This is a genomic window from Paenibacillus polymyxa, from assembly GCF_018614975.1.
GTDB lineage: Bacteria > Bacillota > Bacilli > Paenibacillales > Paenibacillaceae > Paenibacillus > Paenibacillus polymyxa_E.
Genome location: NZ_JAGGNR010000023.1, coordinates 1 through 24,593 on the forward strand (window position 1 = coordinate 1; position 24,593 = coordinate 24,593).

27 protein-coding genes, 1 rRNA gene and 1 other annotated feature are annotated in these 24,593 nt (G+C 46.7%); of the genes, 27 read left to right on the forward strand and 1 reads right to left on the reverse strand.

What is annotated here, in order from left to right:
• Positions 1-95 precede the first annotated feature (95 nt).
• The 9 genes from rrf (at position 96) to pssA (ending at position 10,289) form a co-directional block, all read left to right on the forward strand.
• A 5S ribosomal RNA gene (rrf, locus tag J7E78_RS19465) occupies positions 96-212 on the forward strand.
• A gap of 179 nt (positions 213-391) precedes the next feature.
• Positions 392-1,567, forward strand: coding sequence for a GNAT family N-acetyltransferase (locus J7E78_RS19470; protein ID WP_215077831.1), 1,176 nt, complete (start codon positions 392-394; stop codon positions 1,565-1,567).
• A 461-nt stretch (positions 1,568-2,028) separates the two neighbouring features.
• Complete coding sequence (locus J7E78_RS19475) at positions 2,029-2,490, forward strand: CtsR family transcriptional regulator (protein ID WP_215077832.1); 462 nt, start codon at positions 2,029-2,031, stop codon at positions 2,488-2,490.
• A gap of 31 nt (positions 2,491-2,521) precedes the next feature.
• Positions 2,522-3,046: a UvrB/UvrC motif-containing protein gene (locus J7E78_RS19480; protein ID WP_215077833.1), complete on the forward strand. Its 525-nt coding sequence runs from the start codon at positions 2,522-2,524 to the stop codon at positions 3,044-3,046.
• Positions 3,047-3,074: 28 nt separating this feature from the next.
• Positions 3,075-4,145 carry a protein arginine kinase gene (locus J7E78_RS19485; protein WP_215077834.1) on the forward strand — a complete coding sequence of 357 codons (1,071 nt, stop codon included), beginning with the start codon at positions 3,075-3,077 and terminating at the stop codon, positions 4,143-4,145.
• 183 nt (positions 4,146-4,328) lie between these two features.
• Positions 4,329-6,791 (forward strand): ATP-dependent Clp protease ATP-binding subunit, encoded by a 2,463-nt coding sequence (locus tag J7E78_RS19490; protein ID WP_215077835.1) that lies wholly within the window; start codon positions 4,329-4,331, stop codon positions 6,789-6,791.
• Between the two features lie 263 nt (positions 6,792-7,054).
• Positions 7,055-8,422: a DNA repair protein RadA gene (gene radA, locus J7E78_RS19495; RefSeq protein ID WP_036671578.1), complete on the forward strand. Its 1,368-nt coding sequence runs from the start codon at positions 7,055-7,057 to the stop codon at positions 8,420-8,422.
• Positions 8,423-8,435: 13 nt separating this feature from the next.
• The gene (disA, locus tag J7E78_RS19500) at positions 8,436-9,512 is read left to right on the forward strand and encodes a DNA integrity scanning diadenylate cyclase DisA (protein WP_215077836.1); all 1,077 of its coding nucleotides are present in this window, start codon (positions 8,436-8,438) and stop codon (positions 9,510-9,512) included.
• A gap of 45 nt (positions 9,513-9,557) precedes the next feature.
• Positions 9,558-10,289, forward strand: a complete 732-nt coding sequence (gene pssA, locus J7E78_RS19505) for a CDP-diacylglycerol--serine O-phosphatidyltransferase (protein ID WP_215077837.1) — start codon at positions 9,558-9,560, stop codon at positions 10,287-10,289.
• A gap of 126 nt (positions 10,290-10,415) precedes the next feature.
• Here pssA and J7E78_RS19510 read toward each other — a convergent pair whose 3' ends face one another.
• Positions 10,416-10,811: a nucleoside triphosphate pyrophosphohydrolase family protein gene (locus J7E78_RS19510; protein ID WP_215077838.1), complete on the reverse strand. Its 396-nt coding sequence runs from the start codon at positions 10,809-10,811 to the stop codon at positions 10,416-10,418.
• 173 nt (positions 10,812-10,984) lie between these two features.
• Between J7E78_RS19510 and J7E78_RS19515 the strand changes: the two genes are divergently transcribed.
• From J7E78_RS19515 to J7E78_RS19600, 18 genes are all read left to right on the forward strand, one after another.
• Positions 10,985-12,070, forward strand: a complete 1,086-nt coding sequence (locus J7E78_RS19515) for a PIN/TRAM domain-containing protein (RefSeq protein WP_215077839.1) — start codon at positions 10,985-10,987, stop codon at positions 12,068-12,070.
• A gap of 82 nt (positions 12,071-12,152) precedes the next feature.
• A complete protein-coding gene (gene ispD / locus J7E78_RS19520; RefSeq protein WP_215077840.1) occupies positions 12,153-12,848 on the forward strand; it encodes a 2-C-methyl-D-erythritol 4-phosphate cytidylyltransferase in 696 nt (231 codons plus the stop codon).
• Positions 12,845-13,321, forward strand: a complete 477-nt coding sequence (gene ispF, locus J7E78_RS19525; protein WP_017692052.1) for a 2-C-methyl-D-erythritol 2,4-cyclodiphosphate synthase — start codon at positions 12,845-12,847, stop codon at positions 13,319-13,321. The genes ispD and ispF overlap by 4 nt, the downstream gene beginning before the upstream one ends.
• Before the next feature lie 33 nt (positions 13,322-13,354).
• The gene (gene gltX, locus J7E78_RS19530; RefSeq protein WP_215077841.1) at positions 13,355-14,824 is read left to right on the forward strand and encodes a glutamate--tRNA ligase; all 1,470 of its coding nucleotides are present in this window, start codon (positions 13,355-13,357) and stop codon (positions 14,822-14,824) included.
• Positions 14,825-15,348: 524 nt separating this feature from the next.
• On the forward strand, positions 15,349-16,008 hold the full coding sequence (gene cysE, locus J7E78_RS19535; protein WP_215077842.1) for a serine O-acetyltransferase: 660 nt from the start codon (positions 15,349-15,351) through the stop codon (positions 16,006-16,008).
• 42 nt (positions 16,009-16,050) lie between these two features.
• Positions 16,051-17,451 (forward strand): cysteine--tRNA ligase, encoded by a 1,401-nt coding sequence (gene cysS, locus J7E78_RS19540; RefSeq protein WP_215077843.1) that lies wholly within the window; start codon positions 16,051-16,053, stop codon positions 17,449-17,451.
• Positions 17,448-17,927: a Mini-ribonuclease 3 gene (locus tag J7E78_RS19545; RefSeq protein ID WP_215077844.1), complete on the forward strand. Its 480-nt coding sequence runs from the start codon at positions 17,448-17,450 to the stop codon at positions 17,925-17,927. The genes cysS and J7E78_RS19545 overlap by 4 nt, the downstream gene beginning before the upstream one ends.
• A gap of 43 nt (positions 17,928-17,970) precedes the next feature.
• Positions 17,971-18,717 (forward strand): 23S rRNA (guanosine(2251)-2'-O)-methyltransferase RlmB, encoded by a 747-nt coding sequence (gene rlmB, locus J7E78_RS19550; protein WP_017692057.1) that lies wholly within the window; start codon positions 17,971-17,973, stop codon positions 18,715-18,717.
• A gap of 5 nt (positions 18,718-18,722) precedes the next feature.
• Positions 18,723-19,244: an NYN domain-containing protein gene (locus J7E78_RS19555; RefSeq protein ID WP_215077845.1), complete on the forward strand. Its 522-nt coding sequence runs from the start codon at positions 18,723-18,725 to the stop codon at positions 19,242-19,244.
• Between the two features lie 170 nt (positions 19,245-19,414).
• Positions 19,415-20,059, forward strand: a complete 645-nt coding sequence (gene sigH, locus J7E78_RS19560; protein WP_017692059.1) for an RNA polymerase sporulation sigma factor SigH — start codon at positions 19,415-19,417, stop codon at positions 20,057-20,059.
• Between the two features lie 305 nt (positions 20,060-20,364).
• Positions 20,365-20,514: a 50S ribosomal protein L33 gene (gene rpmG / locus J7E78_RS19565; protein ID WP_072735843.1), complete on the forward strand. Its 150-nt coding sequence runs from the start codon at positions 20,365-20,367 to the stop codon at positions 20,512-20,514.
• 17 nt (positions 20,515-20,531) lie between these two features.
• On the forward strand, positions 20,532-20,723 hold the full coding sequence (gene secE, locus J7E78_RS19570) for a preprotein translocase subunit SecE (RefSeq protein ID WP_017692060.1): 192 nt from the start codon (positions 20,532-20,534) through the stop codon (positions 20,721-20,723).
• Between the two features lie 21 nt (positions 20,724-20,744).
• Positions 20,745-21,278 carry a transcription termination/antitermination protein NusG gene (nusG, locus tag J7E78_RS19575; protein ID WP_024633599.1) on the forward strand — a complete coding sequence of 178 codons (534 nt, stop codon included), beginning with the start codon at positions 20,745-20,747 and terminating at the stop codon, positions 21,276-21,278.
• A gap of 68 nt (positions 21,279-21,346) precedes the next feature.
• Positions 21,347-21,772 (forward strand): 50S ribosomal protein L11, encoded by a 426-nt coding sequence (rplK, locus tag J7E78_RS19580; protein WP_017692062.1) that lies wholly within the window; start codon positions 21,347-21,349, stop codon positions 21,770-21,772.
• Between the two features lie 94 nt (positions 21,773-21,866).
• Positions 21,867-22,559 carry a 50S ribosomal protein L1 gene (rplA, locus tag J7E78_RS19585; RefSeq protein WP_017692063.1) on the forward strand — a complete coding sequence of 231 codons (693 nt, stop codon included), beginning with the start codon at positions 21,867-21,869 and terminating at the stop codon, positions 22,557-22,559.
• Between the two features lie 68 nt (positions 22,560-22,627).
• Positions 22,628-22,774: a sequence feature (ribosomal protein L10 leader region), on the forward strand.
• A 24-nt stretch (positions 22,775-22,798) separates the two neighbouring features.
• The gene (gene rplJ, locus J7E78_RS19590) at positions 22,799-23,302 is read left to right on the forward strand and encodes a 50S ribosomal protein L10 (protein WP_017692064.1); all 504 of its coding nucleotides are present in this window, start codon (positions 22,799-22,801) and stop codon (positions 23,300-23,302) included.
• Positions 23,303-23,374: 72 nt separating this feature from the next.
• The gene (gene rplL, locus J7E78_RS19595) at positions 23,375-23,734 is read left to right on the forward strand and encodes a 50S ribosomal protein L7/L12 (RefSeq protein ID WP_215077846.1); all 360 of its coding nucleotides are present in this window, start codon (positions 23,375-23,377) and stop codon (positions 23,732-23,734) included.
• A gap of 96 nt (positions 23,735-23,830) precedes the next feature.
• Positions 23,831-24,451, forward strand: a complete 621-nt coding sequence (locus tag J7E78_RS19600; RefSeq protein ID WP_215077847.1) for a class I SAM-dependent methyltransferase — start codon at positions 23,831-23,833, stop codon at positions 24,449-24,451.
• Positions 24,452-24,593: the final 142 nt, after the last annotated feature.

The following is a 24,593-nucleotide window of genomic DNA, read 5'->3' on the forward strand; positions in this document are numbered from 1 at the left end:
AGGGCTTATCCAATTAGCAAGTTGTAAATCGCATGTTTCGTTTCGAATCTAGTTTTCAGAGAACAACCACTCTGAAATGTAAGCACAGCTATGCGTTTGGTGGCGATGGCGGAGGGGTTCCACACGTACCCATCCCGAACACGACCGTTAAGCCCTCTAGCGCCGATGGTACTTGGACCGCAGGGTCCTGGGAGAGTAGGACGCCGCCAAGCGAAGAACCACTGCCGATGTTATTCGGTGGTGGTTTTTATTTGTTTATTTAAGGAGATGCGTAAGCATCTCTTATTTGACTTTGTAGGAATCCTCTGACACACTCAAAGGGGTACATATATCAGATATCAGGCCATGATTTGGATTGATAATAACTCTAGCGAATGGGGTGTAGGACGACATGGAAATTCAGAAATTGACGGTAGATGATTTTGAACCGGCGATGGCACTCTCCGAATATGCTTTTCAAGTGGTAATGAGTGAAGAACAAAAAGAAAAACGGCGGAGTCAATTTTCTTCACAGGATATATGGGGTGTATATGAAGACGGGCAGCTAGGAGCCAAACTTCACATTATTCCTTTTCAAACCTATATTCATGGCAGATCGTTCGAGATGGGCGGTATTGCGGGTGTAGCCACCTGGCCAGAGTATAGACGCAAAGGCTGGGTAGCGGGTCTGCTGAAGCATGCGTTGGAAGAAATGAATCGTAACAAACAGAGCATATCATTCTTGCATCCATTCTCTTTTGGCTTCTATCGGAAGTATGGATGGGAGACGTATGTTGAATTTAAACGTTATAAAGTACCTACAGCTCATTTGCCTATGAAAAAAGCGACACCTGGAACGATTCGGCGTGGGGATCCGGGCCTCAGCATATTAAAGGAAGTTTACAGTGCTTATGCTGAGCGTTATAACGGAACTCTGGTTCGGGATGATGCAAGGTGGGAGAATTCAGTTCTTGTTAATGGGACCAGCCAGAAGGCTGTATATTACGATGAAGCTGATGCAGCACAAGGTTATCTTTTATATGAGGTTAAGGAAAATAAGTTTACCATTAAAGAGATCATCTATCTCAATGAAGAGGCTAGGCAAGGACTGTGGACCTTCATTGCCAACCATGATTCCATGATCCAGGAAGTTACGTTGCAGGCGCCTGCCAGTGATACGCTTGCCTTCCAATTGGATAACCCACGGATTCAGCAGGAGATTGTACCTTATTTTATGGCACGTATCGTTAGTGTAGAGCAGTTTATATCCCAGTATCCTTTTGCAAGCCAGGACTCACCGGTGCAGATTGCTCTACAGGTAGAGGATACCCACGCTCCGTGGAATGAAGGATTATGGCAATTAAACGTAGCGATGAACGGAACAGCGTCCATATGGAAAACTTCGGAGCCAATTAATGATGATCAGATCATTAAGTTGGATATTCAATCCCTTACCGCGGTGCTGATGGGATATCGCAGACCAACGGAAATGGCACGAATCGGAAGAATTCACGGACCGAACACAGCAATCCATGCTTTGGAACAAGCGATTCCTGAACGGGAAACCTATTTACTCGATTTCTTTTGATGACTATTCCCATTGCTCCATTTAACTTGATTAGCTTATATAGAAATACGGCGTGATTGAAAGACGAATGAACTTCTCCAGCAATTTTGGAGAGGTTTTTTTGTATCTGGGGAATATTTCGTGTAAAATCGTAAAAAATGAATAGTGACCCCACTTGGCAAAACCACAAAATATGCTATAATGGTTATAAAGTCAAAGAAAGTCAAAGTCAACTAAAGGTTTAATACTTAAGTAGCTTTCTTTCAACAATCTGATGCATGATCGCCAATATGCGGGATTCATTTCATCGGAGGATCAAGGTAATATTAAAGGACCTTCGTGCTTCCTTCGCTCTCCTGATGACACCTGTGGAAGCAAGATTCGCTGTTTCCCTGATTGGTTAAATGGGTAGAGAAGGTGTACTCTGTGGGGGCGTGTGGGTCCTTATTGACTTAACGTTTCAGACAGTGGAGGATGATTGGATGCGTAATATCTCTGATATTATCGAACGATATCTGAAGAGTATTTTGCATGAAAGTCCCGAAGGAATGGTTGAAATTCAGCGTAATGATCTGGCAGATCAATTCTCATGTGTACCTTCCCAGATCAATTATGTCATCAGCACACGTTTTACACTCGAGAAGGGATACCTGGTTGAGAGTAAACGTGGCGGTGGTGGTTATGTTCGCATACAGCGCATTGAATTACCGGCCCAATCAGCTCTGCATAACCATTTGCACCATAGTATTGGTGATGAGATTGGGCAGACAGCTGCCGAAGGTCTGATCTATCAATTGGAAGAAGCACGTTTCTTGAGCAAACGTGAAGCCGGGTTGATGCGAGCTGCTGTATCTAGAGAGGTTATTATGGTCAAACTTCCTTACCGGGATCAAATTCGTGCCAGAATGTTAAAGGCGATGTTAATATCTTTGCTCGGTAAATGAAAACTATCGGGGTCAAAGGAGGTACATCAATATGCTGTGCCAAGAATGCAATAAACGTCCGGCGACACTTCATTTTACGAAGATTGTAAATGGAGAGAAGACGGAATTCCATATTTGTGAGTCATGTGCCCGTGAAAAAGGGGAAATGATCCCTGGAACAGCAGGTGGGTTTTCCATTCACAACTTGTTGTCCGGGTTGCTCGATTTTGATCCAGCTGGGAAAAGTGGATCTGCAGGATCACCGCCTGCAAAAGCACTTCAATGTGAAGAGTGCGGTATGACGTACTCACAATTTAGCAAGATAGGCCGATTCGGCTGCAGTTCATGTTATAAATATTTTGACAGCCGTCTGGATCCTTTGTTCAAGCGGGTTCATGGCAATACGTCCCATGTAGGCAAAGTGCCTGCACGAGCTGGTGGTCGCATCAAGGTGAAACGGCAAATCGCCGATCTGAAGCGTGAGCTTCAGGAGAGTATCGCGCAAGAGGAATTTGAAGAGGCGGCTCAGATCCGTGACCAGATTAGAGGACTTGAAAAAGGAATAGCTGAGGAGTAAAGTTTGTCATGAGTAGGAGGGATTCGTAATGCCTAATCTGCGCTTTACAGAGAAGGCGCTCAGCGACTGGATGCGCAGTGATGCGGTTGATTCCGAAATCGTCATTAGCAGCCGTGTCCGGATCGCACGCAACCTTCAGCATGTTCCTTTTCCGATGCTGGCTTCCAATGAGCAATCGGAAGAGGTGCTGAATAAGCTGAGCGAAGTACTTCAATACGATGACGTTCATGCCTTTGGGGATTTTCATACGCTGGATCTGCTCGATATTGACGAACTCGACAAACGGGTGCTGGTTGAGAAACATCTCATCAGTCCAAGTCTTGCGAACGAATCGAGGAATGGTGCGGTTATTCTCAGTGAGGATGAGTCTGTCAGTATTATGATCAATGAAGAGGATCATCTTCGTATCCAGTGCCTCTATCCGGGGTTCCAGGTGAAAGAAGCCTGGGAGAAAGCTTCCGCAATAGATGATGCTTTTGAAGCGCATGTGGATTATGCTTTTGATGATCGCAGAGGATACTTAACCAGCTGTCCTACCAATGTAGGTACAGGTGTCAGAGCATCGGTTATGATGCACTTGCCTGCCCTGGTGATGACACAACAGATTGGCCGCATTTTAACCGCAGTTTCCCAAGTGGGATTGACGGTAAGAGGAATATACGGTGAAGGTAGCGAGGCGATGGGGAACCTGTTCCAGATCTCGAACCAGATTACATTGGGACAGACCGAACAGGAAGTCATCGAGAACCTGCACGGTGTTGTGTTACAGATGATTGGTCATGAACGTACAGCTAGAGAACGGTTGATTACCGACTCCAGACTTCGGATTACGGATCGTGTCATGCGTTCTTACGGCATATTGTCTCATGCAGCTATTGTTGATTCCAAGGAAGCTGCACAGCGCTTATCGGATGTACGCCTTGGCGTGGATCTCGGCTTGTTGGATGGACTGTCCATTACGGTAATGAATGAGTTGAATGTGATGACACAGCCGGGATTTTTGCAGAAAACATTCGGGGAAGATATGCGCACAGATGAACGTGACATTTACCGTGCCCAGTTGATTCGTGATACGATCAATGCAGCGAAGCAGCCCTAGCTTAGCCTGATATTGTATTGAATTATGGTTTCATGCCGCATTGCGGCTTTTATATAATAAGGCATGTACGAATGCCAAATGACTTTATTCGCAGCATGGCTGCAAACAGAAATGATATGAAGAATACGACGGGAGTTGTTTGAACTCGCTCGTTTTATCCAAAACCATGGAGGTGCAGGAGATATGATGTTTGGAAGATTTACGGAACGGGCCCAAAAGGTGCTCGCACTCGCGCAGGAAGAAGCTGTCCGTCTCGGTCATAATAACATCGGTACTGAGCATATTCTGCTCGGCCTCATTCGTGAAGGCGAAGGCATCGCAGCCAAAGCACTGATCGGCTTGGGACTCGGATTGGAAAAAATTCAGGATGAAGTAGAAACGCTGATTGGCCGTGGCCAGGAGCAACCTACCAACATTGCATATACGCCACGTGCGAAAAAAGTAATTGAACTGTCTATGGACGAAGCTCGTAAATTGGGCCACACCTATGTAGGCACAGAACATATCCTGCTCGGATTGATTCGTGAAGGCGAGGGTGTTGCAGCACGTGTGCTCAATAACCTGGGTATTAGCCTGAACAAAGCACGTCAACAAGTGTTGCAATTGCTTGGCAGCAGTGAAGCTGTATCCAGTCATAATGGCACACCTGCCAATGTCAGCACACCAACGCTGGACAGTCTGGCACGTGACCTCACAGCATACGCCAGAGAGAATAACCTTGACCCAGTCATTGGACGTAGTAAAGAAATTGAACGTGTCATCCAGGTGCTCAGCCGTCGTACCAAGAACAACCCGGTATTAATCGGTGAGCCAGGTGTAGGTAAAACAGCGATTGCTGAAGGTCTTGCACAAAAAATCATTGCAAATGAGATTCCGGAAACATTGCGCGACAAACGTGTAATGACCTTGGATATGGGTTCAGTAGTCGCTGGAACCAAATATCGTGGTGAGTTCGAAGATCGTCTGAAAAAAATCATGGATGAGATTCGCCAAGCAGGTAACATTGTCCTGTTTATCGACGAATTGCATACCTTGATTGGGGCAGGCGGAGCTGAAGGTGCCATCGATGCTTCTAACATTTTGAAACCGGCTCTGGCCCGTGGAGAATTGCAATGTATCGGTGCGACAACACTGGATGAATATCGTAAATACATCGAGAAGGATGCAGCGCTTGAGCGTCGTTTCCAACCGATTACTGTAGATCAACCTTCTCCGGAAGAAGCGATTCAAATCTTACACGGCTTGCGTGACCGTTATGAGGCGCATCACCGCGTGAAAATTACGGATGAAGCAATTGTGCAGGCGGTTAAACTGTCTGACCGTTACATCACAGACCGTTTCCTGCCAGACAAAGCGATTGACCTGATTGACGAGGCGGGCTCCAAAGTAAGATTGAACTCTTACACGATCCCACCAAACCTGAAACAACTGGAAAGCCGTCTGGAAGATATCCGTAAGGAAAAAGACGCAGCAGTTCAAAGTCAGGAGTTCGAAAAAGCAGCAGCGCTTCGTGATACGGAACAAAAAATCCGTGAAGAGCTGGATGTAACGAAGAATCAATGGAAAGAAAAACAAGGCCGCACGGATTCCGAAGTAACACCTGAGGATATCGCACAAGTGGTAGCCAACTGGACAGGAATTCCGGTGAACAAGCTAAAAGAAGAAGAGACACAGCGCCTAATGAATCTGGAATCCATTCTGCATGAACGTGTTATCGGCCAGGATGAGGCTGTGAAATCTGTCAGTCGTGCAGTTCGTCGTGCTCGTGCGGGACTTAAAGATCCAAAACGTCCGATGGGTTCATTTATTTTCCTCGGTCCTACAGGGGTAGGTAAAACAGAACTTGCTCGTGCTCTGGCTGAAGCGATGTTTGGCGATGAAAATGCAGTGATCCGTATCGATATGTCCGAGTATGGTGAGAAGCATTCGACTTCCCGACTCGTCGGAGCGCCTCCAGGATATGTTGGATATGAAGAAGGTGGCCAGCTGACAGAGAAAGTTCGTCGCAAACCATATTCTGTTGTCCTGCTCGATGAAATCGAGAAAGCACATCCGGAAGTATTCAATATCTTGCTGCAAGTGCTTGAGGATGGTCGTCTGACGGATTCCAAAGGTCGCGTTGTTGACTTCCGGAATACGCTGATTATCCTGACATCCAACGTGGGTGCTGAAGCGATCAAACGTAACTCAACACTCGGCTTCACAGCGGTTGTGGATGCAGGTGCGGATTACGATAACATGAAGGGTAAAGTCATGGATGAGCTGAAGAAAAGCTTCCGTCCAGAGTTCCTTAACCGGATTGATGAAATTATCGTATTCCACTCTCTGGAACAGAAACACATTGCAGAGATTGTTACCCTCATGAGTGAGGAGCTTCGCAAACGGCTGCGTGAATACGAGGTTGACTTCGAACTCACCGACAATGCCAAGGATTTCCTTGCCAAAGCCGGCTTTGATCCAGCTTACGGTGCGCGTCCGCTTCGTCGGGCAATCCAGAAGCATATCGAAGACAAATTGTCTGAGGAGTTACTCACAGGTAATGTAATCAAAGGAGATTCGTTGCTCATTGACGAAGAGAACGGTGCACTGTCTGTAACGAAAAAAGACGTGGTAGTTCCTTCTAATGAGGAAATCGAAACCAAATAATATATAGTAACCTTTGGAGCTAAACTCCAGCTTGTATTGATCCTTAATAAACCTTCTCGGCTTCGGCCGAGAAGGTTTGTTTGCATTTTGGACAGAAGACGGACATGATTATGGCGTGAACATGTGTAAAGTTTGCGATAATCCTTTACGAAAAATCTCAAACAATGGTAAACTTTTAGTAACCCTGCACGTCAGAGAGTTTGGGTGAAATTCGTCGAATAATGCAATATGCTGTTATAAAACTAAATTATAGGAGTGCTGAAGTGGCCAAAGTTAAAACCAAGTTTCAATGTACGGAATGCGGCTATGAAGCCCCCAAGTGGTACGGTAAGTGTCCGGGTTGTCAGTCATGGAATTCAATGGTGGAAGAGACAGAGACGGTGGTCAAAACACAAGGGAGAAATTCTCCTCTATTTGACAGTAAAGATAAACCGCTTCCTATCATAGATATAGATAGCGGTCAGGAACCGCGTGTACAGACTGGAATCGGAGAGTTGAACCGGGTATTGGGTGGCGGAATCGTTCCGGGTTCACTCGTTCTGGTGGGCGGAGATCCGGGTATCGGTAAATCAACGTTGATGTTGCAGACGTCCCATGCTTTAACGCACTCGGGTTTACGTGTGTTATATGTTTCCGGTGAGGAATCAGTCAAGCAAACCAAACTGAGGGCGGACCGTCTCGGGGCACTGTCTGCCGAGTTGTATGTGCTGTGTGAAACCAATATGGAACGTGTAGAGGAAGCGGTGGATCAGATCCAGCCGCATTTTCTTGTCATCGACTCCATTCAGACGGTATATCTTCCCGAAGTTACCAGTGCGCCTGGTAGTGTTGCACAGGTAAGGGAATGTACGTCAAGATTCATGCGGATTGCCAAAGGCAGAGGCATTGCAACGGTTCTTGTGGGGCATGTTACCAAAGAAGGTGCCATTGCCGGTCCACGTATGTTAGAACATATGGTGGATTGCGTGCTTTATTTTGAAGGAGAACGGCACCATACGTATCGCCTGCTGCGTGCGGTGAAGAACCGTTTTGGTTCCACCAATGAGATTGGCATTTTTGAAATGGGCGAGGATGGACTTCGTGAGGTGGGCAATCCGTCCGAACTCTTTTTGTCAGAACGTCCACTGGGTGTAGCAGGTTCAACGGTAGTTGCCAGTATGGAGGGGACTCGTCCTCTGCTCGTGGAATTGCAGGCGTTGATCTCGACTACCCATTTTCCTTCTCCCCGCCGCATGGCAACAGGGGTAGATCTGCATCGATTAAATCTGATCATTGCAGTGCTGGAGAAACGGATGGGCATGTTTTTACAGACCCAGGATGCATATCTGAACGTGGCTGGTGGAGTACGGTTGGATGAGCCCGCTGTAGATTTGGCGGTTGCTGTCAGCATTGCATCTAGTTTGAGAGATGTACCGACCAAGCCGGACGACGTCATCTTCGGCGAGATCGGTCTCACAGGTGAAGTTCGAGCCGTATCACGAGCCGAACAACGAGTGAAGGAAGCCGCGAAGCTGGGCTTCAAGCGAGTCATTTTACCGGAAAAAAGCTTAAAGGGCTGGAAACATCCTCGCGGGATACAACTGATCGGTGTGAATACCGTGGCAGATGCACTAGCGGTTGCTTTAGATTAGGGGGCATAACAAGATGAAAGATTCGAGCCAACTGGATAATATGAATGAATTGTTAAGGCTGACTGCACCAGGTACACCTTTCCGCGAAGGTCTGGAAAATGTGCTGCGCGCCAAGACGGGCGCACTGCTTGTTGTAGGATACAGCCCTGAAGTAATGGAAGTGGTGGATGGGGGATTCTCGATTAACTGTGATTTCTCCCCCAACTATCTGTACGAACTCGCCAAGATGGATGGAGCCATTATTCTTAGCGAGGATTTGAAGCGTATTCTTTACGCCAATACCCAGTTAATCCCGGACTCTTCGATCTCTTCATCAGAGACGGGGATTCGTCACCGGACGGCAGAGCGTGTAGCAAAGCAAACGGGTAAACTGGTCGTATCCATATCACAGCGCCGGAATATCATTACCTTGTATCAGGGAACACTTCGTTATTCCCTCAAGGAAATCGGGGTTATTTTGACCAAAGCGAATCAAGCGATTCAAACCCTGGAGAAATACAAAGCGGTATTAACACAGTCCCTTACGAATCTGAGTGCCTCTGAATTTGAGGAACTGGTGACGATTCCTGAAGTGGTTAATGTGATTCAGCGGACCGAAATGGTGATGCGGATTAAAACGGAAATCAAACGATACATTCATGAACTCGGGAATGAGGGACGACTCATTTCCATGCAAATGGAAGAGCTTGTGGGTACAACGGAAGAAGAAGCCTGGTTATTGTATAAGGACTATGCCCGTGACGACAGTGATGACAAAATCCGTGAAATTATCGTGGGACTGAAAAGATTGTCGGATGATGAGTTGCTGGATGCACATCATATTGTCCGTCTTCTCGGCTATCCTTCATCAGCAGCTACTTCAGAGGATTCGGTTGCCCCTCGTGGATTCCGGGTATTAAATAAGATCCCCCGCCTGCCCAATGTCATTATCCATAATCTGGTGGATCAATTCGAACACTTGCCTCATGTTATTATGGCTACAATTGAAGAACTGGACGAAGTGGACGGTATTGGTGAAGTTCGTGCCCGGACCATTAAGGAAGGCCTCAAACGTTTGCAGGAGCAGATGTTTATCGACAGACAGATGTAAGGGTTTGCCTATATAAAGGCTTGAAATGGATGAGGTGAAACAACAATGCTAACCAGATTCATTCCGAATCTCTTTACCCTGGGTAATCTGTTTCTTGGAATGATGGCAATTTTGCTTGCGATTGATGGAAATTACAGTTTGGCTGCCATTATGGTCATTGTAGCGATGCTGCTGGATGGTCTGGATGGCCGAGTGGCACGTGCACTCAATGCTCAAAGTGAATTCGGCAAGGAACTGGATTCCTTGTCTGACATGGTTTCCTTTGGTGCAGCACCAGCCCTGATCATATTTATGGTGTCGTTTCAAGATTCGATGCCGATCCTCGCCTGGATCGCAACAGCGGCTTTTCCGATCTGTGGATCCATTCGTCTTGCACGGTTTAACGTTCGTCCGGGTATTCCCGGATACTTCACAGGTCTGCCGATTCCGGCAGCTGGCGGGGTGCTGGCTACACTGTCCTTGTTCAATAAGGATATTGGGCCGGTTAGCATGATGATTGCTACGTTGCTGTTATCGTATCTGATGGTGAGTTCGCTTAAATACCCCAATCTCAAAAAGGTCGGTTTGCCACGCAAGGCAATCTGGATTGCTCCTTGGGTTGTGTTATTTGCAATAGCTGTAGCCGTTATTTTCCCGGAGCAGTTATCCAAATTGATCTTTATTCCGCTGGTGTTATACGCCTTGTATGGAATGAAGCATAATGTGCGAACAGCGGCCTCACGTAGTCGGGCGAAAAAGCGCAAGGATGAGAAATCTTCCCGTCCTTCCGATCGTTAAGTCGCCTTGGGGACAGACACTATACAAAGAAAGCACGTACTCTCCTCAACTGGAGAATGCGTGCTTTTTGTATATTCAGATCTATTTACGGTAAAAGAAACCCTTACGGACGATATACATATCTTCTTACGACAGATTAAACATCCCTAACGTTGAACACTTCTGTGATTCGTGATTCACGACCTCTTCCATGTTAATGTCCAGCAGATTACAGAGAGCCGACATGTAGAACAGGTTCCGCCCTAACTCAGAGCTGATGACCTCCCTGCAGTTCTCACACAACGCACCTTCCACATGCGTTTCTAGCAGGCCCTTGGTTTGAGCAATATCGCTCTCCGGGGCATATTTCTGCTTGGTGGCGTGCAGCTCGATGCAACCGCATTCGGTAATGGCTTTGGACACCGCACGGTTAACAGACGCTCCGGCTTGTCCTGTTTTGGATAGTACATCAATCAGACTGCGATGACGCAGCAACAGTTCAGAAACTTGATCCTGGAAAGCCTGTAAACTTAGCGTACTCATTTTGCCACTCACCTCGGGATATGAATTGAATTCATTATATGCCAATAATTTACCTACTTTCAACTGACGATTGCAACATTTCCAAAAAGTTCTTCCAGATGGGATTAGCAATTTAGAAATTGGATCATACTGGATATAAAGATCAAGATACATTGAAGGAGGTGCAGGGACTAATGTGGAAAAAAGGCATTTTAACTTTTACAGGATTGTGCGGTGCATGGTTCGGCTACACGGCATATCATCTGGCAGGAAAATCGGTCCCATGGATGGCGGAGTGGATTCAGTCAGCAGGATTACTGGGAGCTGGTATATCGACGTTGCTGGGAGCTGTAATGTTTATGGCTGTATGTAATATTGGTGGAACATTGATGGCAGACAGGCTGCATAGTGGAATCAATTCATTGGCAAAAGTGCCTATGAACGAACTGGCGGCAGGTGCCGCAGGTGCCGTTGCCGGGTTACTGGTGGCCTTGTTGCTCTACCCTGTTGTGGGATGGATGGGGACGGCAGGAGAAGTGCTGCAAGTGGCGCTGACGGTGATTAGTGCTTATTCTGGTTATACCCTTGCCATGGCGAAGAAAGACGATCTGGGGGCCTTCTGGATGTCTGGACGATGGGGTCATCCCGAGGTGGACGAGGATAGACGGATGGAAGAACATAAGATTCTGGATACCAGTGTTATTATCGATGGGCGCATTGCTGATATATGCAAAACCGGATTCATTGAAGGCACGATCGTAATTCCGGAATTTGTTCTGGAGGAGCTGCAGCATATTGCCGATTCATCGGATCTTCTCAAGCGGAACAGAGGACGGCGTGGACTGGACATATTGAACAAAATCCAGAAGGAACTCGATGTAAAAGTTCTGATCTACGAGGGGGATTTCGAGGAAATCTCCGAGGTCGACAGCAAACTGGTTAAACTGGCTAAAGTGCTTCAGGGCAAAGTGGTCACCAATGACTTTAACCTGAACAAAGTGTGCGAACTCCAGGGTGTATCTGTGTTGAACATTAATGATCTCGCCAATGCGGTTAAGCCAGTTGTTCTGCCAGGTGAGGAGATCATGGTGCAGATCATCAAGGATGGCAAGGAACATGGTCAAGGTGTAGCCTATCTGGATGATGGCACAATGATCGTTGTGGAGGGCGGACGCGAGTATATCGGCATGATGATGGAAGTGTTGGTAACCAGTGTGTTACAGACTTCAGCGGGACGAATGATTTTTGCCAAGCCGAAACTGTTGGAAAAAGCCCAATAAAGCGGTATGATGGGTAGTGTATCGTTGAATGATATTGTATATCTTTGGACGATAAACTGACAGACAAGGCAGGGATTGCGGCATGGATAAAGGGTGGGGCGTTGTCATTGTGGCAGCAGGTCGCGGAACCCGGATGGGGACGACCGAGAGCAAACAGTATCTGTTGCTGCAGGACAAGCCCGTTTTCATACATACGCTTGAGGTATTTGCTGCGCTGGACGAGATCCGCGAGATGGTGCTGGTCACAGGAGTTGCAGATGTTGAACGCTGCCAGGATTGGGTAAAAGAATACCAACTGGATTCACGTGTCCGTGTTATCCCCGGAGGGAAAGAGAGACAACATTCTGTCCATAAAGGCCTTGAGGCACTTGGGACGGATTGGGTTCTCGTTCACGACGGGGTACGTCCTTTTGTGAACCATGAGCAGATCAAGGGATGCATGGCGGCCGCCATATCCGGTGGTGGAGCAGCTGTACTGGCGGTTCCCGTGAAGGATACGATCAAACAAGTGAATGCGGAGGGAGTCGTTACGGCGACACCAGACCGCAGCAGTCTGTGGAGCATTCAAACCCCGCAGGCTTTTCGTCTTTCTTCCCTGCTCTCCGCCTACGAATCAGCCGAGCAGGACGGATTTCTGGGGACAGATGATGCCATGCTGGCTGAACGTCAGGGAATGTCGGTCAAGGTTGTGGAAGGCAATTATACCAATATCAAATTAACAACGCCGGAAGATTTGCAATACGCTGCGTTTTTGCTGGGGGGAGAGAAGAAGCGATGATACGTGTAGGACAGGGATTTGATGTACATCAGCTGGTAGAGGGACGCCCGTGTATTATTGGCGGAGTAACGATTCCTTATGAAAAAGGACTGCTGGGTCACTCGGACGCAGACGTGCTGTTGCACGCGATCAGTGATGCCATTTTGGGTGCGCTGGCACTAGGGGATATTGGCAAGCACTTCCCGGATACCGATCCGGAATTCAAAGATGCCGACAGCCTGAAATTGCTGGAGCATGTATGGCAGCTTGTGAAAGATCGCGGGTATAAGCTAGGGAATATCGATTCAACGATTATTGCCCAGAAGCCAAAGATGGCTCCTTATATCCCACAGATGGCTGAGGTTATTGCCAAGGCATTAGAAGCGGATGTAACACAGGTGAACGTGAAAGCAACAACGACAGAGCAACTGGGATTCCCGGGACGGGGAGAGGGCATTGCCGCTCAATCCGTTGTTTGCCTTGTACGTGTGTGATATCATCAATCAATTAGTGACGGAGGGGATCATATGAGCACGGATATTCGTGTGCGTTACGCGCCGAGCCCAACGGGACACCTGCATATCGGGAATGCCCGTACGGCGTTGTTTAACTATTTATATGCCAAACATAATAACGGTAAATTCATTATTCGTATTGAAGATACGGACGTGAAACGGAATATTGCCGGTGGTGAAGAAAGCCAACTGAAATACCTGAAATGGCTCGGAATTGAGTGGGACGAAAGTATTGACGTGGGCGGAGAATACGGACCATACCGTCAAACGGAACGCCTGGACCTCTATCGTAAATATACGCAGGAATTGCTGGATAAAGGTCTGGCTTACCGTTGCTTCTGCACGGAAGAAGAATTGGAGCAAGAGCGTGAGGAACAGTCCGCACGTGGAGAAACACCGCGTTATTCGGGCAAACACCGTGATCTGACTCCAGAGCAGATTAGTGCGTTTGAAGCGGAAGGCCGCGTAGCGAGTATTCGTTTCCGTGTGCCGGAAGAGCGCACATATACGTTTGATGATATGGTTAAAGGCACAATCTCGTTCAACAGCAAGGAATCCGGTGACTTCGTCATTGTGAAAAAAGATGGCATTCCCACGTACAACTATGCCGTTGCTGTGGATGATCACTTGATGAAGATCTCCCACGTCCTGCGCGGGGAAGATCACATCTCGAACACGCCGCGTCAACTGATGATCTATGAAGCGCTCGGCTGGGAGCCGCCGCAATTCGGTCATATGACGCTGATCGTGAATGAAAATCACAAGAAGCTGAGTAAACGGGATGAGTCCGTTATTCAGTTTATTGAGCAGTATGATCAGCTCGGCTATTTGCCTGAAGCGATGTTTAACTTCATTTCCTTGCTTGGCTGGTCGCCGGAAGGGGAAGAAGAGATCTTCTCGCAAGAGCAGTTGATCTCCATTTTTGATACGAAACGTCTGTCCAAGAGCCCGGCGGTATTTGATACACACAAGCTGGCTCACTTGAACAACCACTATATCAAACATGCTGACCCGGAACGTATTGCTGAAATGGCCATTCCGCATCTGCAAAAGGCTGGACTTATCTCTTCCGAGCTGTCTGCTGAACAAAAAGAATGGGCGTATACTCTGGTACACCTGTACCAGGAGCAGATGAATTCTGCCTCCGATATTGTCGAATTGTCCGAAGTGTTCTTCCGTTCGGAGATTGAGCTGGAAACTGAAGGTGCCGCAGTTCTCGCTGAAGAGCAAGTACCAACCGTGCTGAAGGCATTTGCTGATAAAGTGCAGGCAAGTGAAGAGTTCACGCCAAGCAAAATGGCTGCTTTGATCAAGGAAGTACAGAAAGAAACCGGCTTTAAGGGCAAACAGCTCTTTATGCCAATTCGTGTAGCCTTGACTGGACAGACGCATGGACGGGATCTGAACCAAACGATCGTGCTTCTTGGTCGTGATACGGTGATCGAGCGTTTGCTTGCGCGAGTAAATAAGCTTATTCAATGACATTCCGTTTATTTGGAATTCGAACACAGTCTTATGATGGATGGATTACGTAGGAGGCTGTTGTCAGTCTGAGGCCTTTTCGCTATAATAACAACACAACGATTAAATGATATGATTTATCTAATAGAACAGCAAAGATCGGGAGGAGTAGACTGACCCGGACAGATTCAGAGAGGATGGTCCCGCAGCAAAGAGAGATCTCTTTGGTTGCGGTGGCTGCGAACCATCCACTGTCCAGCAGTCGAAATGCGCCCGTGAGCTGCACAGCCGAATCCAGCCCCGCCTTTGTCAGCATGACATGGGAAAACGTTAGGATAGGTTGCGACGATTGGTTTCCGTTACCAAACCGCTTGAGGGCTCATTCTATCTGAGAATGAACCGAGCAGAGTGGGACCGCGATAAACGCCTCTGCAGCTAAATGCTGCAGGGGCGTTTTTTGTTTTAGGCGAGTGTGCAGTACACTACCAAGGAACGCGCCGTCCGGTAAGCCGGAGGACGGGAACCTGAACAAGAGGGGAACGAGCATGTTCAAGAAGATCAGATCAGATATCCAGGCGGTGTTCGAAAACGATCCGGCAGCTCGGGGATGGTTTGAAGTGGTATTTACCTACTCAGGGCTGCATGCGATATGGGCACACCGGATCGCTCACTTTTTATACAAGCGAAGATGGTTCTCGTTTGCCCGGTTCATTTCGCAGGTTAGTCGTTTTATGACAGGAATTGAGATACACCCTGGAGCTACGATCGGAAATCGGTTGTTTATTGACCATGGAATGGGCGTCGTTATTGGAGAAACATGTGAGATTGGCGATGATGTTGTCATCTATCAGGGGGTTACCCTTGGCGGAACAGGGAAAGAAAAAGGAAAGAGACATCCGACCATTGGTAATAATGTGGTTATCTCGTCTGGAGCCAAAGTGTTGGGCTCATTTAGCGTGGGGGATCAATGTAACATTGGTGCCAACTCCGTTGTGCTTAAGGAAGTGCCTTCCAATAGTACCGTGGTAGGTATACCGGGCAGAATTGTTAAACAGGATGGCCGACGGGTAGATCGCCTCAGTCAACAATTGCCCGATCCGGTCATTGACTCCTTGCGCAGTATGCAACAAGAACTCGAACGATTGCAGGAAGAAGTACGTACACTGCAGAATGCCCGTGCCAATGAGACTGTGCATGATACGTGATACAATAAATAAAGGCAGTATAGGATGAAAGGATAAGTGACCATGACGCTTCAGATTTATAATACGATGAGTCGTACCAAAGAGGAATTTGTTCCCCAGGAGCCAGGGAAAGTGAAAATGTATGTCTGCGGACCAACGGTATATGACTACATTCATATCGGGAATGCCCGCCCGGTTATCTTTTTCGACACGGTTCGTGGATACCTGGAACAGACAGGACATGATGTGAACTATGTGGTGAACTTCACGGATGTGGACGATAAGCTGATTCGCAAAGCAGAACAACTTGGAACAGATGTTCCTCACGTGGCTGAGAAATTTATTGCTGCCTATTATGAAGACCTTGAGGGATTGGGTATTCCCAAGGCAAGCAGCAATCCGAGAGTAACGGAAAACATGCCGCTGATCATTGATTTTATCCGTGAGCTGGTTGAAAAAGGATTTGCGTATGAAAATGGCGGTGACGTCTATTACCGTACAGGCAAATTCAGCGAGTATGGCAAGCTGTCGAAGCAAAATTTACAGGAGCTGCAATTCGGAATCCGTGTGGGTGTGGACGAGCGCAAAGAGCATCCCGAAGATTTCGTGCTCTGGAAGGCTGCCAAACCAGGTGAGATCTATTGGTCCAGTCCTTGGGGTGATGGTCGACCAGGTTGGCATATCGAATGCTCCGCCATGGCTAGGGAGTACCTTGGGGATACGCTGGACATTCATGGGGGTGGACAGGATCTGCAGTTCCCGCACCATGAGTGCGAATGCGCCCAATCCGAGGTATTAACAGGTAAACCGCTTGCCAACTACTGGATGCATAATGGTTTTATCCGAATCGATAACGAGAAGATGTCGAAATCACTCGGTAATGGTGTTCTTGTTAAAGATTTGCGGAATCAATATAAACGCGAAGCGATTCGTTATTTCATGTTGTCTACCCACTATCGCAACCCATTGAACTTCACGGATGATACGATGGAGCAGGCACAGAACAGTGTGGACCGGATTGCGAATGCGGTAGGTAACCTGAACCATCGTCTGAATGCAGTAACTGTTGATCGGGATATCACAGCAGAGTTTACGGCAAGACTCGACCAAATTCGTCAGCAGTATCACGAGAAGATGCAGGATGATTTCAATACTCCTGATGCAATTACTGCTATGTTTGAGTGGGCAGGGGAAGCCAACCAACTGTTGCAACAAGAGGTAGTTAATGCGGCAGACATTCGCGCGCTCCTCGAGTTGTTCAGTGAATTGAATGCTGTGCTGCGCATTTATACTGACGCAGAGCCAGAACTTCTGGATGAGGAAGTAGAACGTCTGATTGAAGAGCGTGTAGAAGCGCGCAAGTCCAAAAACTGGACAAGAGCGGACGAAATTCGCGATGAATTGTCTGCACGTGGCATTCTGCTTGAAGATACGGCCCAGGGCATGAGATGGCGGCGCAAATGAACGAAGGACATCCAAATACACCCAAACAACAGGAACAGGTCACAGAGGGAGGATGGTTCCCGTATCCTCCTTCCAGACCTGCCAGGTTGATTCCACCTATTGCACTGGCCTATATTGGTGATGCGGTATATGAGGTAGCTGTTCGTCAATATCTGTTGTCGAAGGCAAACATGCGTCCCAATTATTTGCACCGTAGTGCAACCGGGTTGGTATCAGCGAAGGCACAGAGCCGCATACTTACAACGATTGAGGCTGAACTGACAGAGGAAGAACGTGATATCGTCCGGCAAGGGCGGAATGCCAAGTCGGGTAGTGTACCCAAAAATGCAGATGTGTTGGAATATAGACATGCCACGGCTTTTGAATGTCTCATTGGTTACCTCTACAGCAGTGGTCATCATGATCGCATGATTGAACTGATCGGGCTTGGTATTGAGCACTCGGAACAACAATCGCCATCGCCGACAAAAAGATAGAAATTTCAACAAAACAACGCATTACAGAGAGGATCGAACAACGATGGAAGAAGAATGGATCGCCGGTAAACACTCCGTGACGGAGGCGCTGCGTTCAGGCCGGACCATTAATAAAATATGGATTGCCGATACAGCACAGAAACATCTGACTCAACCTATTATCTCGGAAGCTAAAAAGCTAGGTATTGTTATTCAACACGTAGACAAGCGTAAGCTGGATCAAACGGTACCAGGCATTCAGCATCAGGGGGTAGTTGCTCAAGCGGCACCTTATGCTTATGTGGAGGTAGAAGACATTCTTGCTGCAGCAAAAGCGAAGAATGAGCATCCTTTCTTGATCCTGCTGGATGAGATTGAAGATCCTCATAACCTGGGGTCGATTTTGCGGACAGCAGATTGCACGGGTGCGCATGGCGTCATTGTACCCAAACGTCGCTCGGCAGCGGTAACCGTGACAGTATCCAAAACATCAGCAGGCGCTGTGGAGTACGTGCCAGTGGCTCGGGTAAGTAATCTTGGCCAGACCATCGATCGCCTCAAAGAGGAAGGTGTATGGGTTGTAGGGACAGATGTAACGGCACATGAAGGTGTCTTTGGTAATGGAGTCTTTACTGGCCCTGTGGCATTGGTAATCGGAAATGAGAATAAGGGAATGGGACGACTTATTCGTGAGAAATGCGATGTGCTGATCAAATTACCAATGCAAGGTCAGATTAATTCCCTGAATGCTTCCGTGGCAGCCGGGGTTGTCATGTACGAAGTGCTCCGCTCGCGTCAAGCGCAGGAATAGAAGGTATGGCTGATTCCCGTGATGTGCTTCTGGTAGACGGGTACAACATGATTGGCGACTGGCCGGAATTAACCAAACTTGCGGAAAGTGGGCTGGAAGAGGCGCGCAACAGGCTTCTCTTTCGTCTTGCAGATTACCAGGCTTTCTCCGGCCGGCGAGTCATTGTTGTGTTTGACGCCTACCTCGTGCCTGGACTCGGTAAATCCTTTACTCAGAGCAAAGTGCAGATCTATTTTACAAAGGAAAAAGAGACGGCAGACGAATGCATTGAGAGACTCGTTCGGGAACTAAGCATGCGAAGACGCCAAATCTATGTGGCTACGAGCGATATGGTAGAGCAACATGTCATATTCGGACAGGGGGCGCTGCGCATATCTGCAAGGGAGTTGCTGATTGAAGTAGAGCAGAACGAAAAAGAGTTAAAGAAACGACTGGAAGAAGATCAGGCGAAGACCACGCGTAACACACTCGGGGGCAAGTTGAGTCCGGATGTATTAAAAGAGTTTGAGCGATGGCGCCGGGAATAACAGTGAGTTTTACAAAATTTAGAATATTGAAACTCTTGACATTTATGTTATTGATGTTCTTTTTTAGGCAGAGCGTGGTTGACGGTGTGAGGTACCATCATATATACTGATCCTATATTTCATAGAGTAGAGTAACGGGGTACCTTGCGTTGCAGCCGGAGGGATTGTCTGTGAGTGTCGACCTCAAAGATATCATGTTATCCAAGTATGATTACCAAAGTGACGAAGACATTGTCGAAGCTTTCCGTGAAGGCGAAAGCGAAGCGTTAGAGTTTTTGATTAACAAATATCGTAACTTTGTACGCGCCAAGGCAAGATCTTATTTTCTGATTGGGGCAGACCGGGAAGATATTATTCAAGAAGGAATGATTGGCCTCTACAAATCCATTCGAGATTTCAAAGGGGACAAACTGGCTTCGTTCAAGGCTTTTGCCGAACTGTGTATTACAAGACAGATCATCACGGCGATTAAGACAGCGACACGTCAGAAGCATATTCCGCTTAATTCTTATGTATCTCTGGACAAGCCTATTTATGACGAAGAGTCTGATCGTACGTTACTCGATGTGATTTGTGGAACCCAGGTCAGTGATCCGGAAGAACTTATCATCAATCAGGAAGAGTTCGTGGGCCTGGAAGATAAAATGTCCGAGATTCTGAGTGATCTGGAACGTAAAGTATTGATGTTGTATCTGGACGGGAGATCTTATCAAGAGATTGCAGTAGATTTGGACAGACATGTGAAGTCCATTGATAATGCACTTCAGCGCGTCAAGCGCAAACTTGAAAAGTACCTGGAAGTTCGAGATAATTAAACACATGTTGTCGTTGACGGAAAAGGCTCGGTATTTGAGTCTTTTTTTAGTGTCTCAAGTTTATAAAATCTAAGAATGTTTATACTAGTAATCGCTCGGTCCATGCAGGAGAAGAGAAAAAACAGAGATGAGAAACGAATGTACGTTGTACGGAAGTAATACCCAATGAATGAAAGGCTATTCTTTCATTGACATGGTTATACCCTTGTGATAAAGTGTTTTAGGTAGGCCTAAATTTGTGGCTTTTTTTCAGGATCAATTTAGAGACTCTGCTTGAATGTGGAAGTCTTCGGGAGGTGTACATCATGCGGGTAATTATTACTTTGGCTTGTACTAACTGCAAACAAAGAAATTACACTACGACAAAAAACAAGCGTAATCACCCCGACCGCATGGAGATGAAGAAATTTTGCAAGTTTTGTAACGAGCAGACTTCTCATCGCGAAACCAGATAGTTTTTGGAGGTGTCGGCGTGAAACGAAGTTTCAAATCTCTGATTTCCTTTTTCTCAGAAAGCTGGGCTGAACTTAAAAAAGTTCGCTGGCCTAATCGTAAAGAGCTGACCAACTACACATTGATCGTACTTGGTACTGTTGTGGTTATGACGCTGTTTTTTTGGGTCATTGACATTGGCATCTCCTTTGTGATCGAAGCGATTATTTAAGAAGGGTTCCGGTGGCTTGATATGGAAAAAAGATGGTACGTCGTTCATACCTATTCAGGGTATGAGAACAAGGTCAAAGCCAATTTGGAAAAACGCGTAGAGTCTATGGGCATGGAAGACAAGATATTCCGCGTGCTTGTTCCTATGGAAGAAGAAGTGGTAAACAAGGACGGTAAGAAAAAAACCGTTATGCGTAAAGTTTACCCCGGTTATGTCTTGGTGGAAATGGTACAGACGGATGATTCTTGGTATGTTGTTCGCAACACACCGGGTGTTACAGGATTTGTCGGTTCGACAGGTTCTGGGTCCAAACCAACTGCTTTGTTGCCTGAAGAAGTGGAACAAATTCTTAAGCACATGGGAATGGTTGAACCTAAGCCGAAAATTGAGTTCGATATTAAGGAATCCGTACGTATTAAAGTCGGTCCTTTTGCGAATTTCGTAGGCTCCGTGGAAGAAATTTTGGTAGACAAAAGCAAGTTGAAAGTGCACGTGAACATGTTTGGACGGGAAACGCCGCTTGAGTTGGAATACACGCAAGTGGAGAAGATATAGTCTCTTCGAGTTTCTTGTGGGAGGGTTGAAAAACCCGTTAACCACTATTTTGCAAGGAGGTGTCAATCATGGCGAAAAAAGTTATTAAAATGGTAAAACTGCAGATTCCAGCAGGTAAAGCAAACCCAGCACCACCAGTAGGTCCAGCTTTGGGTCAAGCAGGTGTCAACATCATGGCATTCTGTAAAGAATTCAACGCTCGTACAGCTGATCAAGCGGGATTGATTATTCCAGTTGAAATTTCTGTATTCGAGGACCGTTCCTTTACTTTCATCACTAAAACTCCACCGGCAGCAGTTCTGTTGAAAGTGGCAGCTAAAGTTGAAAAAGGATCCGGCGAACCGAACAAGAAAAAAGTTGCTACTGTTAAACGTGATGCGGTTCGTCAAATCGCAGAAACAAAAATGCCTGACCTGAATGCAGCAGACGTTGAGTCCGCTATGCGTATGGTCGAAGGTACTGCCCGCAGCATGGGTATCACCATCGAAGACTAATTTTCATAAGAAACATGGCTTCGTAAAACCGGTCGATTCGCGACCGGTTGATGTGGGAGGTATATCCGCTAACACCACAAAGGAGGAATAAAACATGGCTAAACACGGTAAAAAATACCTGGAAGCTGCTAAGCTGATTGACAGCGAAGCAACTTACGAGCCTTCAGAAGCTGTAGAGCTTGTGAAAAAGGCAGCTACTGCAAAATTCGATGAAACAATCGAAGCAGCGGTTCGTTTGGGTGTAGACCCTCGTAAGCAAGACCAGGCTGTACGTGGTGTTGTTGTCTTGCCACACGGCACAGGTAAAACACAACGCGTATTGGTATTTGCAAAAGGTGACAAAGCGAAAGAAGCGGAAGCGGCTGGCGCGGACTATGTTGGTGATGCAGACATGATCAACAAAATCCAACAAGGCTGGTTCGAATTCGACGTCTGCGTAGCGACACCAGATATGATGAGTGAAGTAGGTAAATTGGGCCGACTGCTCGGCGGTAAAGGTCTGATGCCTAACCCTAAAGCCGGAACGGTAACTTTCGATGTAACTAAGGCTGTTCAAGAAATCAAAGCTGGTAAAATCGAATATCGTCTGGATCGTGCAGGTCAAATTCATGCACCGATTGGTAAAGCTTCTTTCTCTTCTGAGCAACTTAATGAGAACTTCAAAGCTCTCATGGAAGCTCTGAATCGTGCTAAACCAGCGGCAGCAAAAGGTGTTTATCTGAAGAATGTTAGTCTTTCTTCCACGATGGGCCCTGGCGCACGCGTGAACGCAGCAGCTTTTAGATAATATCTCTTGACAGGCTTGTCCTGTTATTGATATACTTTGAAAGTTGTGAGTCCGAGTGACTGACCGTTGACATTTGAATATGCTTACCGTAGACAGTAGGTGCCATTTGGCTTAATTTCCTGCCGAGGTGTGATTATAGAACTTAGAACGATGCAAATCGATGATGAGTATATATCAAGCCTTCGTGATTCTACGGAGGCTTTTCTTAATGGGATAAATTTGATCAGGAGGTGTACAGATTGGCAAACGCAAAAGTGATTCAAGCAAAACAAGAATCCGTTGATGCAGTAACAGCAAAATTGCGCGAGAGCGTTACAACTGTTGTTGTTGACTATCGTGGATTGAACGTTGCCCAAGTAACTGAGTTGCGAAAGCAACTTCGTGAAGCGGGGATCGAATTCCAAGTGCTGAAAAACTCGTTGCTTCGCCGTGCAGCTGCAGCAGCAGAACTGACAGAACTCGATAGTGTTCTTACAGGTCCTACTGCAATTGCATTCAGCGTAGATGACGTTGTGGCTCCAGCTAAAATTCTGAACGACTTCGCGAAAAAGAACGATGCACTGGAATTGAAAGGTGCAGTTGTAGAAGGTCGCGTAATCGGAGTAGAAGAAGTTAAGGCATTGGCAGAACTGCCATCCCGCGATGGACTCCTCTCCATGCTCCTCAGCGTGCTTCAAGCGCCAGTGCGCAACTTCGCGCTTGCGGTTAAAGCAGTTGCAGAAAAAGAAGAACAAGGCGCGTAAACAACTTGATCTGAATGCTGCTTAGGCGGCAAATGAATTAAAAAAAATAATATTATATATGGAGGTTCACTCATGAGTAAAGAGCAAATCTTGGAAGCAATCAAAGGCATGACTGTACTGGAATTGAACGATCTTGTTAAAGCAATCGAAGAAGAATTCGGCGTAACTGCTGCAGCTCCAGTCGCTGCTGCAGGTGCAGTAGCTACTGCTGAAGCTGAGCAATCCGAGTTCGACGTAATCTTGACTAACGCTGGTGCTTCCAAAATCAACGTTATCAAAGCAGTTCGCGAAATCACAGGTCTTGGCCTGAAAGAAGCAAAAGAACTGGTTGACAACGCTCCAAAAGCATTGAAAGAAAAAGTTGCCAAAGAAGAAGCAGAAGCGGTTAAAGCTAAGCTTGAAGAAGCTGGCGCTACAATCGAAGTTAAATAATTTAGCTTTTATAAGCTAGATGAACAAAACAACAAACCCCTTGACTTATATCAAGGGGTTTGTTGCTGTAATTGTAAATGGAAAGTGAGTGAGGGCATGTCCAATCATTATTATTCGGACAAACCGCAAGTAGCACATGATCGCAGAGCAACTGAAACGGTTCTTCGCGGATTCAGTCTGCGATTCGTGACGGATGCCGGTGTATTTTCCAAAAACGGAATCGATTATGGCAGCAGAGTATTGATTGATGCGATAGAGTTGCCATCAGGGGCTCATGTTCTCGATGTGGGATGTGGATACGGACCGATGGGTCTTACAGCAGCTAAACTTGTACCGGATGGGCATGTCACCATGATCGATATCAACGAGAGAGCCGTTGAACTTTCCAAGGAAAATGCAAAAGCGAACGGAATTAACAATGTTACGGTATTGCAAAGTAATCTACTGGCTGAAGTAAAAAAGCAAGATTATGACGTTATTCTAACCAATCCGCCTATACGGGCTGGGAAAGAGACGGTTCATACTATTTTCGAACAGGCACATCGCCATCTGAAAGTAGGCGGTTCGTTGTGGATTGTCATTCAGAAGAAACAAGGGGCCCCATCAGCAAAAGCGAAATTGGAATCTTTGTTTGGAAGAGTGGAAGAAGTGACGAAGGACAAAGGTTATCGGATTTTCAAAGCGGTGAAATCGGAAGAGGGTTCTACTAAAAGCTGAATCCGATGTTTGTAAAGTAAGCAGGGGATCATTTTTTTTTGCAATAGGACTATTGACTTGAAATTCAGGCCGTGGTATTATTGTAAAATGTCAGTATTAAGATGCCCTATTTGGCTTTAGCTAACTATAAATGTCAACCTTT

Coding starts and splice junctions, on each gene's coding strand:
- J7E78_RS19600 (WP_215077847.1), top strand. CDS start 23,831: ATGTCCAATCATTATTATTCGGACAAACCGCAAGTAGCACATGATCGC.
- J7E78_RS19515 (WP_215077839.1), top strand. CDS start 10,985: ATGTGGAAAAAAGGCATTTTAACTTTTACAGGATTGTGCGGTGCATGG.
- J7E78_RS19480 (WP_215077833.1), top strand. CDS start 2,522: ATGCTGTGCCAAGAATGCAATAAACGTCCGGCGACACTTCATTTTACG.
- rplL (WP_215077846.1), top strand. CDS start 23,375: ATGAGTAAAGAGCAAATCTTGGAAGCAATCAAAGGCATGACTGTACTG.
- J7E78_RS19470 (WP_215077831.1), top strand. CDS start 392: ATGGAAATTCAGAAATTGACGGTAGATGATTTTGAACCGGCGATGGCA.
- ispD (WP_215077840.1), top strand. CDS start 12,153: ATGGATAAAGGGTGGGGCGTTGTCATTGTGGCAGCAGGTCGCGGAACC.
- J7E78_RS19485 (WP_215077834.1), top strand. CDS start 3,075: ATGCCTAATCTGCGCTTTACAGAGAAGGCGCTCAGCGACTGGATGCGC.
- gltX (WP_215077841.1), top strand. CDS start 13,355: ATGAGCACGGATATTCGTGTGCGTTACGCGCCGAGCCCAACGGGACAC.
- rplA (WP_017692063.1), top strand. CDS start 21,867: ATGGCTAAACACGGTAAAAAATACCTGGAAGCTGCTAAGCTGATTGAC.
- rpmG (WP_072735843.1), top strand. CDS start 20,365: ATGCGGGTAATTATTACTTTGGCTTGTACTAACTGCAAACAAAGAAAT.
- J7E78_RS19555 (WP_215077845.1), top strand. CDS start 18,723: ATGGCTGATTCCCGTGATGTGCTTCTGGTAGACGGGTACAACATGATT.
- ispF (WP_017692052.1), top strand. CDS start 12,845: ATGATACGTGTAGGACAGGGATTTGATGTACATCAGCTGGTAGAGGGA.
- J7E78_RS19475 (WP_215077832.1), top strand. CDS start 2,029: ATGCGTAATATCTCTGATATTATCGAACGATATCTGAAGAGTATTTTG.
- J7E78_RS19490 (WP_215077835.1), top strand. CDS start 4,329: ATGATGTTTGGAAGATTTACGGAACGGGCCCAAAAGGTGCTCGCACTC.
- rlmB (WP_017692057.1), top strand. CDS start 17,971: ATGGAAGAAGAATGGATCGCCGGTAAACACTCCGTGACGGAGGCGCTG.
- disA (WP_215077836.1), top strand. CDS start 8,436: ATGAAAGATTCGAGCCAACTGGATAATATGAATGAATTGTTAAGGCTG.
- J7E78_RS19545 (WP_215077844.1), top strand. CDS start 17,448: ATGAACGAAGGACATCCAAATACACCCAAACAACAGGAACAGGTCACA.
- pssA (WP_215077837.1), top strand. CDS start 9,558: ATGCTAACCAGATTCATTCCGAATCTCTTTACCCTGGGTAATCTGTTT.
- J7E78_RS19510 (WP_215077838.1), bottom strand. CDS start 10,811: ATGAGTACGCTAAGTTTACAGGCTTTCCAGGATCAAGTTTCTGAACTG.
- nusG (WP_024633599.1), top strand. CDS start 20,745: ATGGAAAAAAGATGGTACGTCGTTCATACCTATTCAGGGTATGAGAAC.
- cysE (WP_215077842.1), top strand. CDS start 15,349: ATGTTCAAGAAGATCAGATCAGATATCCAGGCGGTGTTCGAAAACGAT.
- cysS (WP_215077843.1), top strand. CDS start 16,051: ATGACGCTTCAGATTTATAATACGATGAGTCGTACCAAAGAGGAATTT.
- rplK (WP_017692062.1), top strand. CDS start 21,347: ATGGCGAAAAAAGTTATTAAAATGGTAAAACTGCAGATTCCAGCAGGT.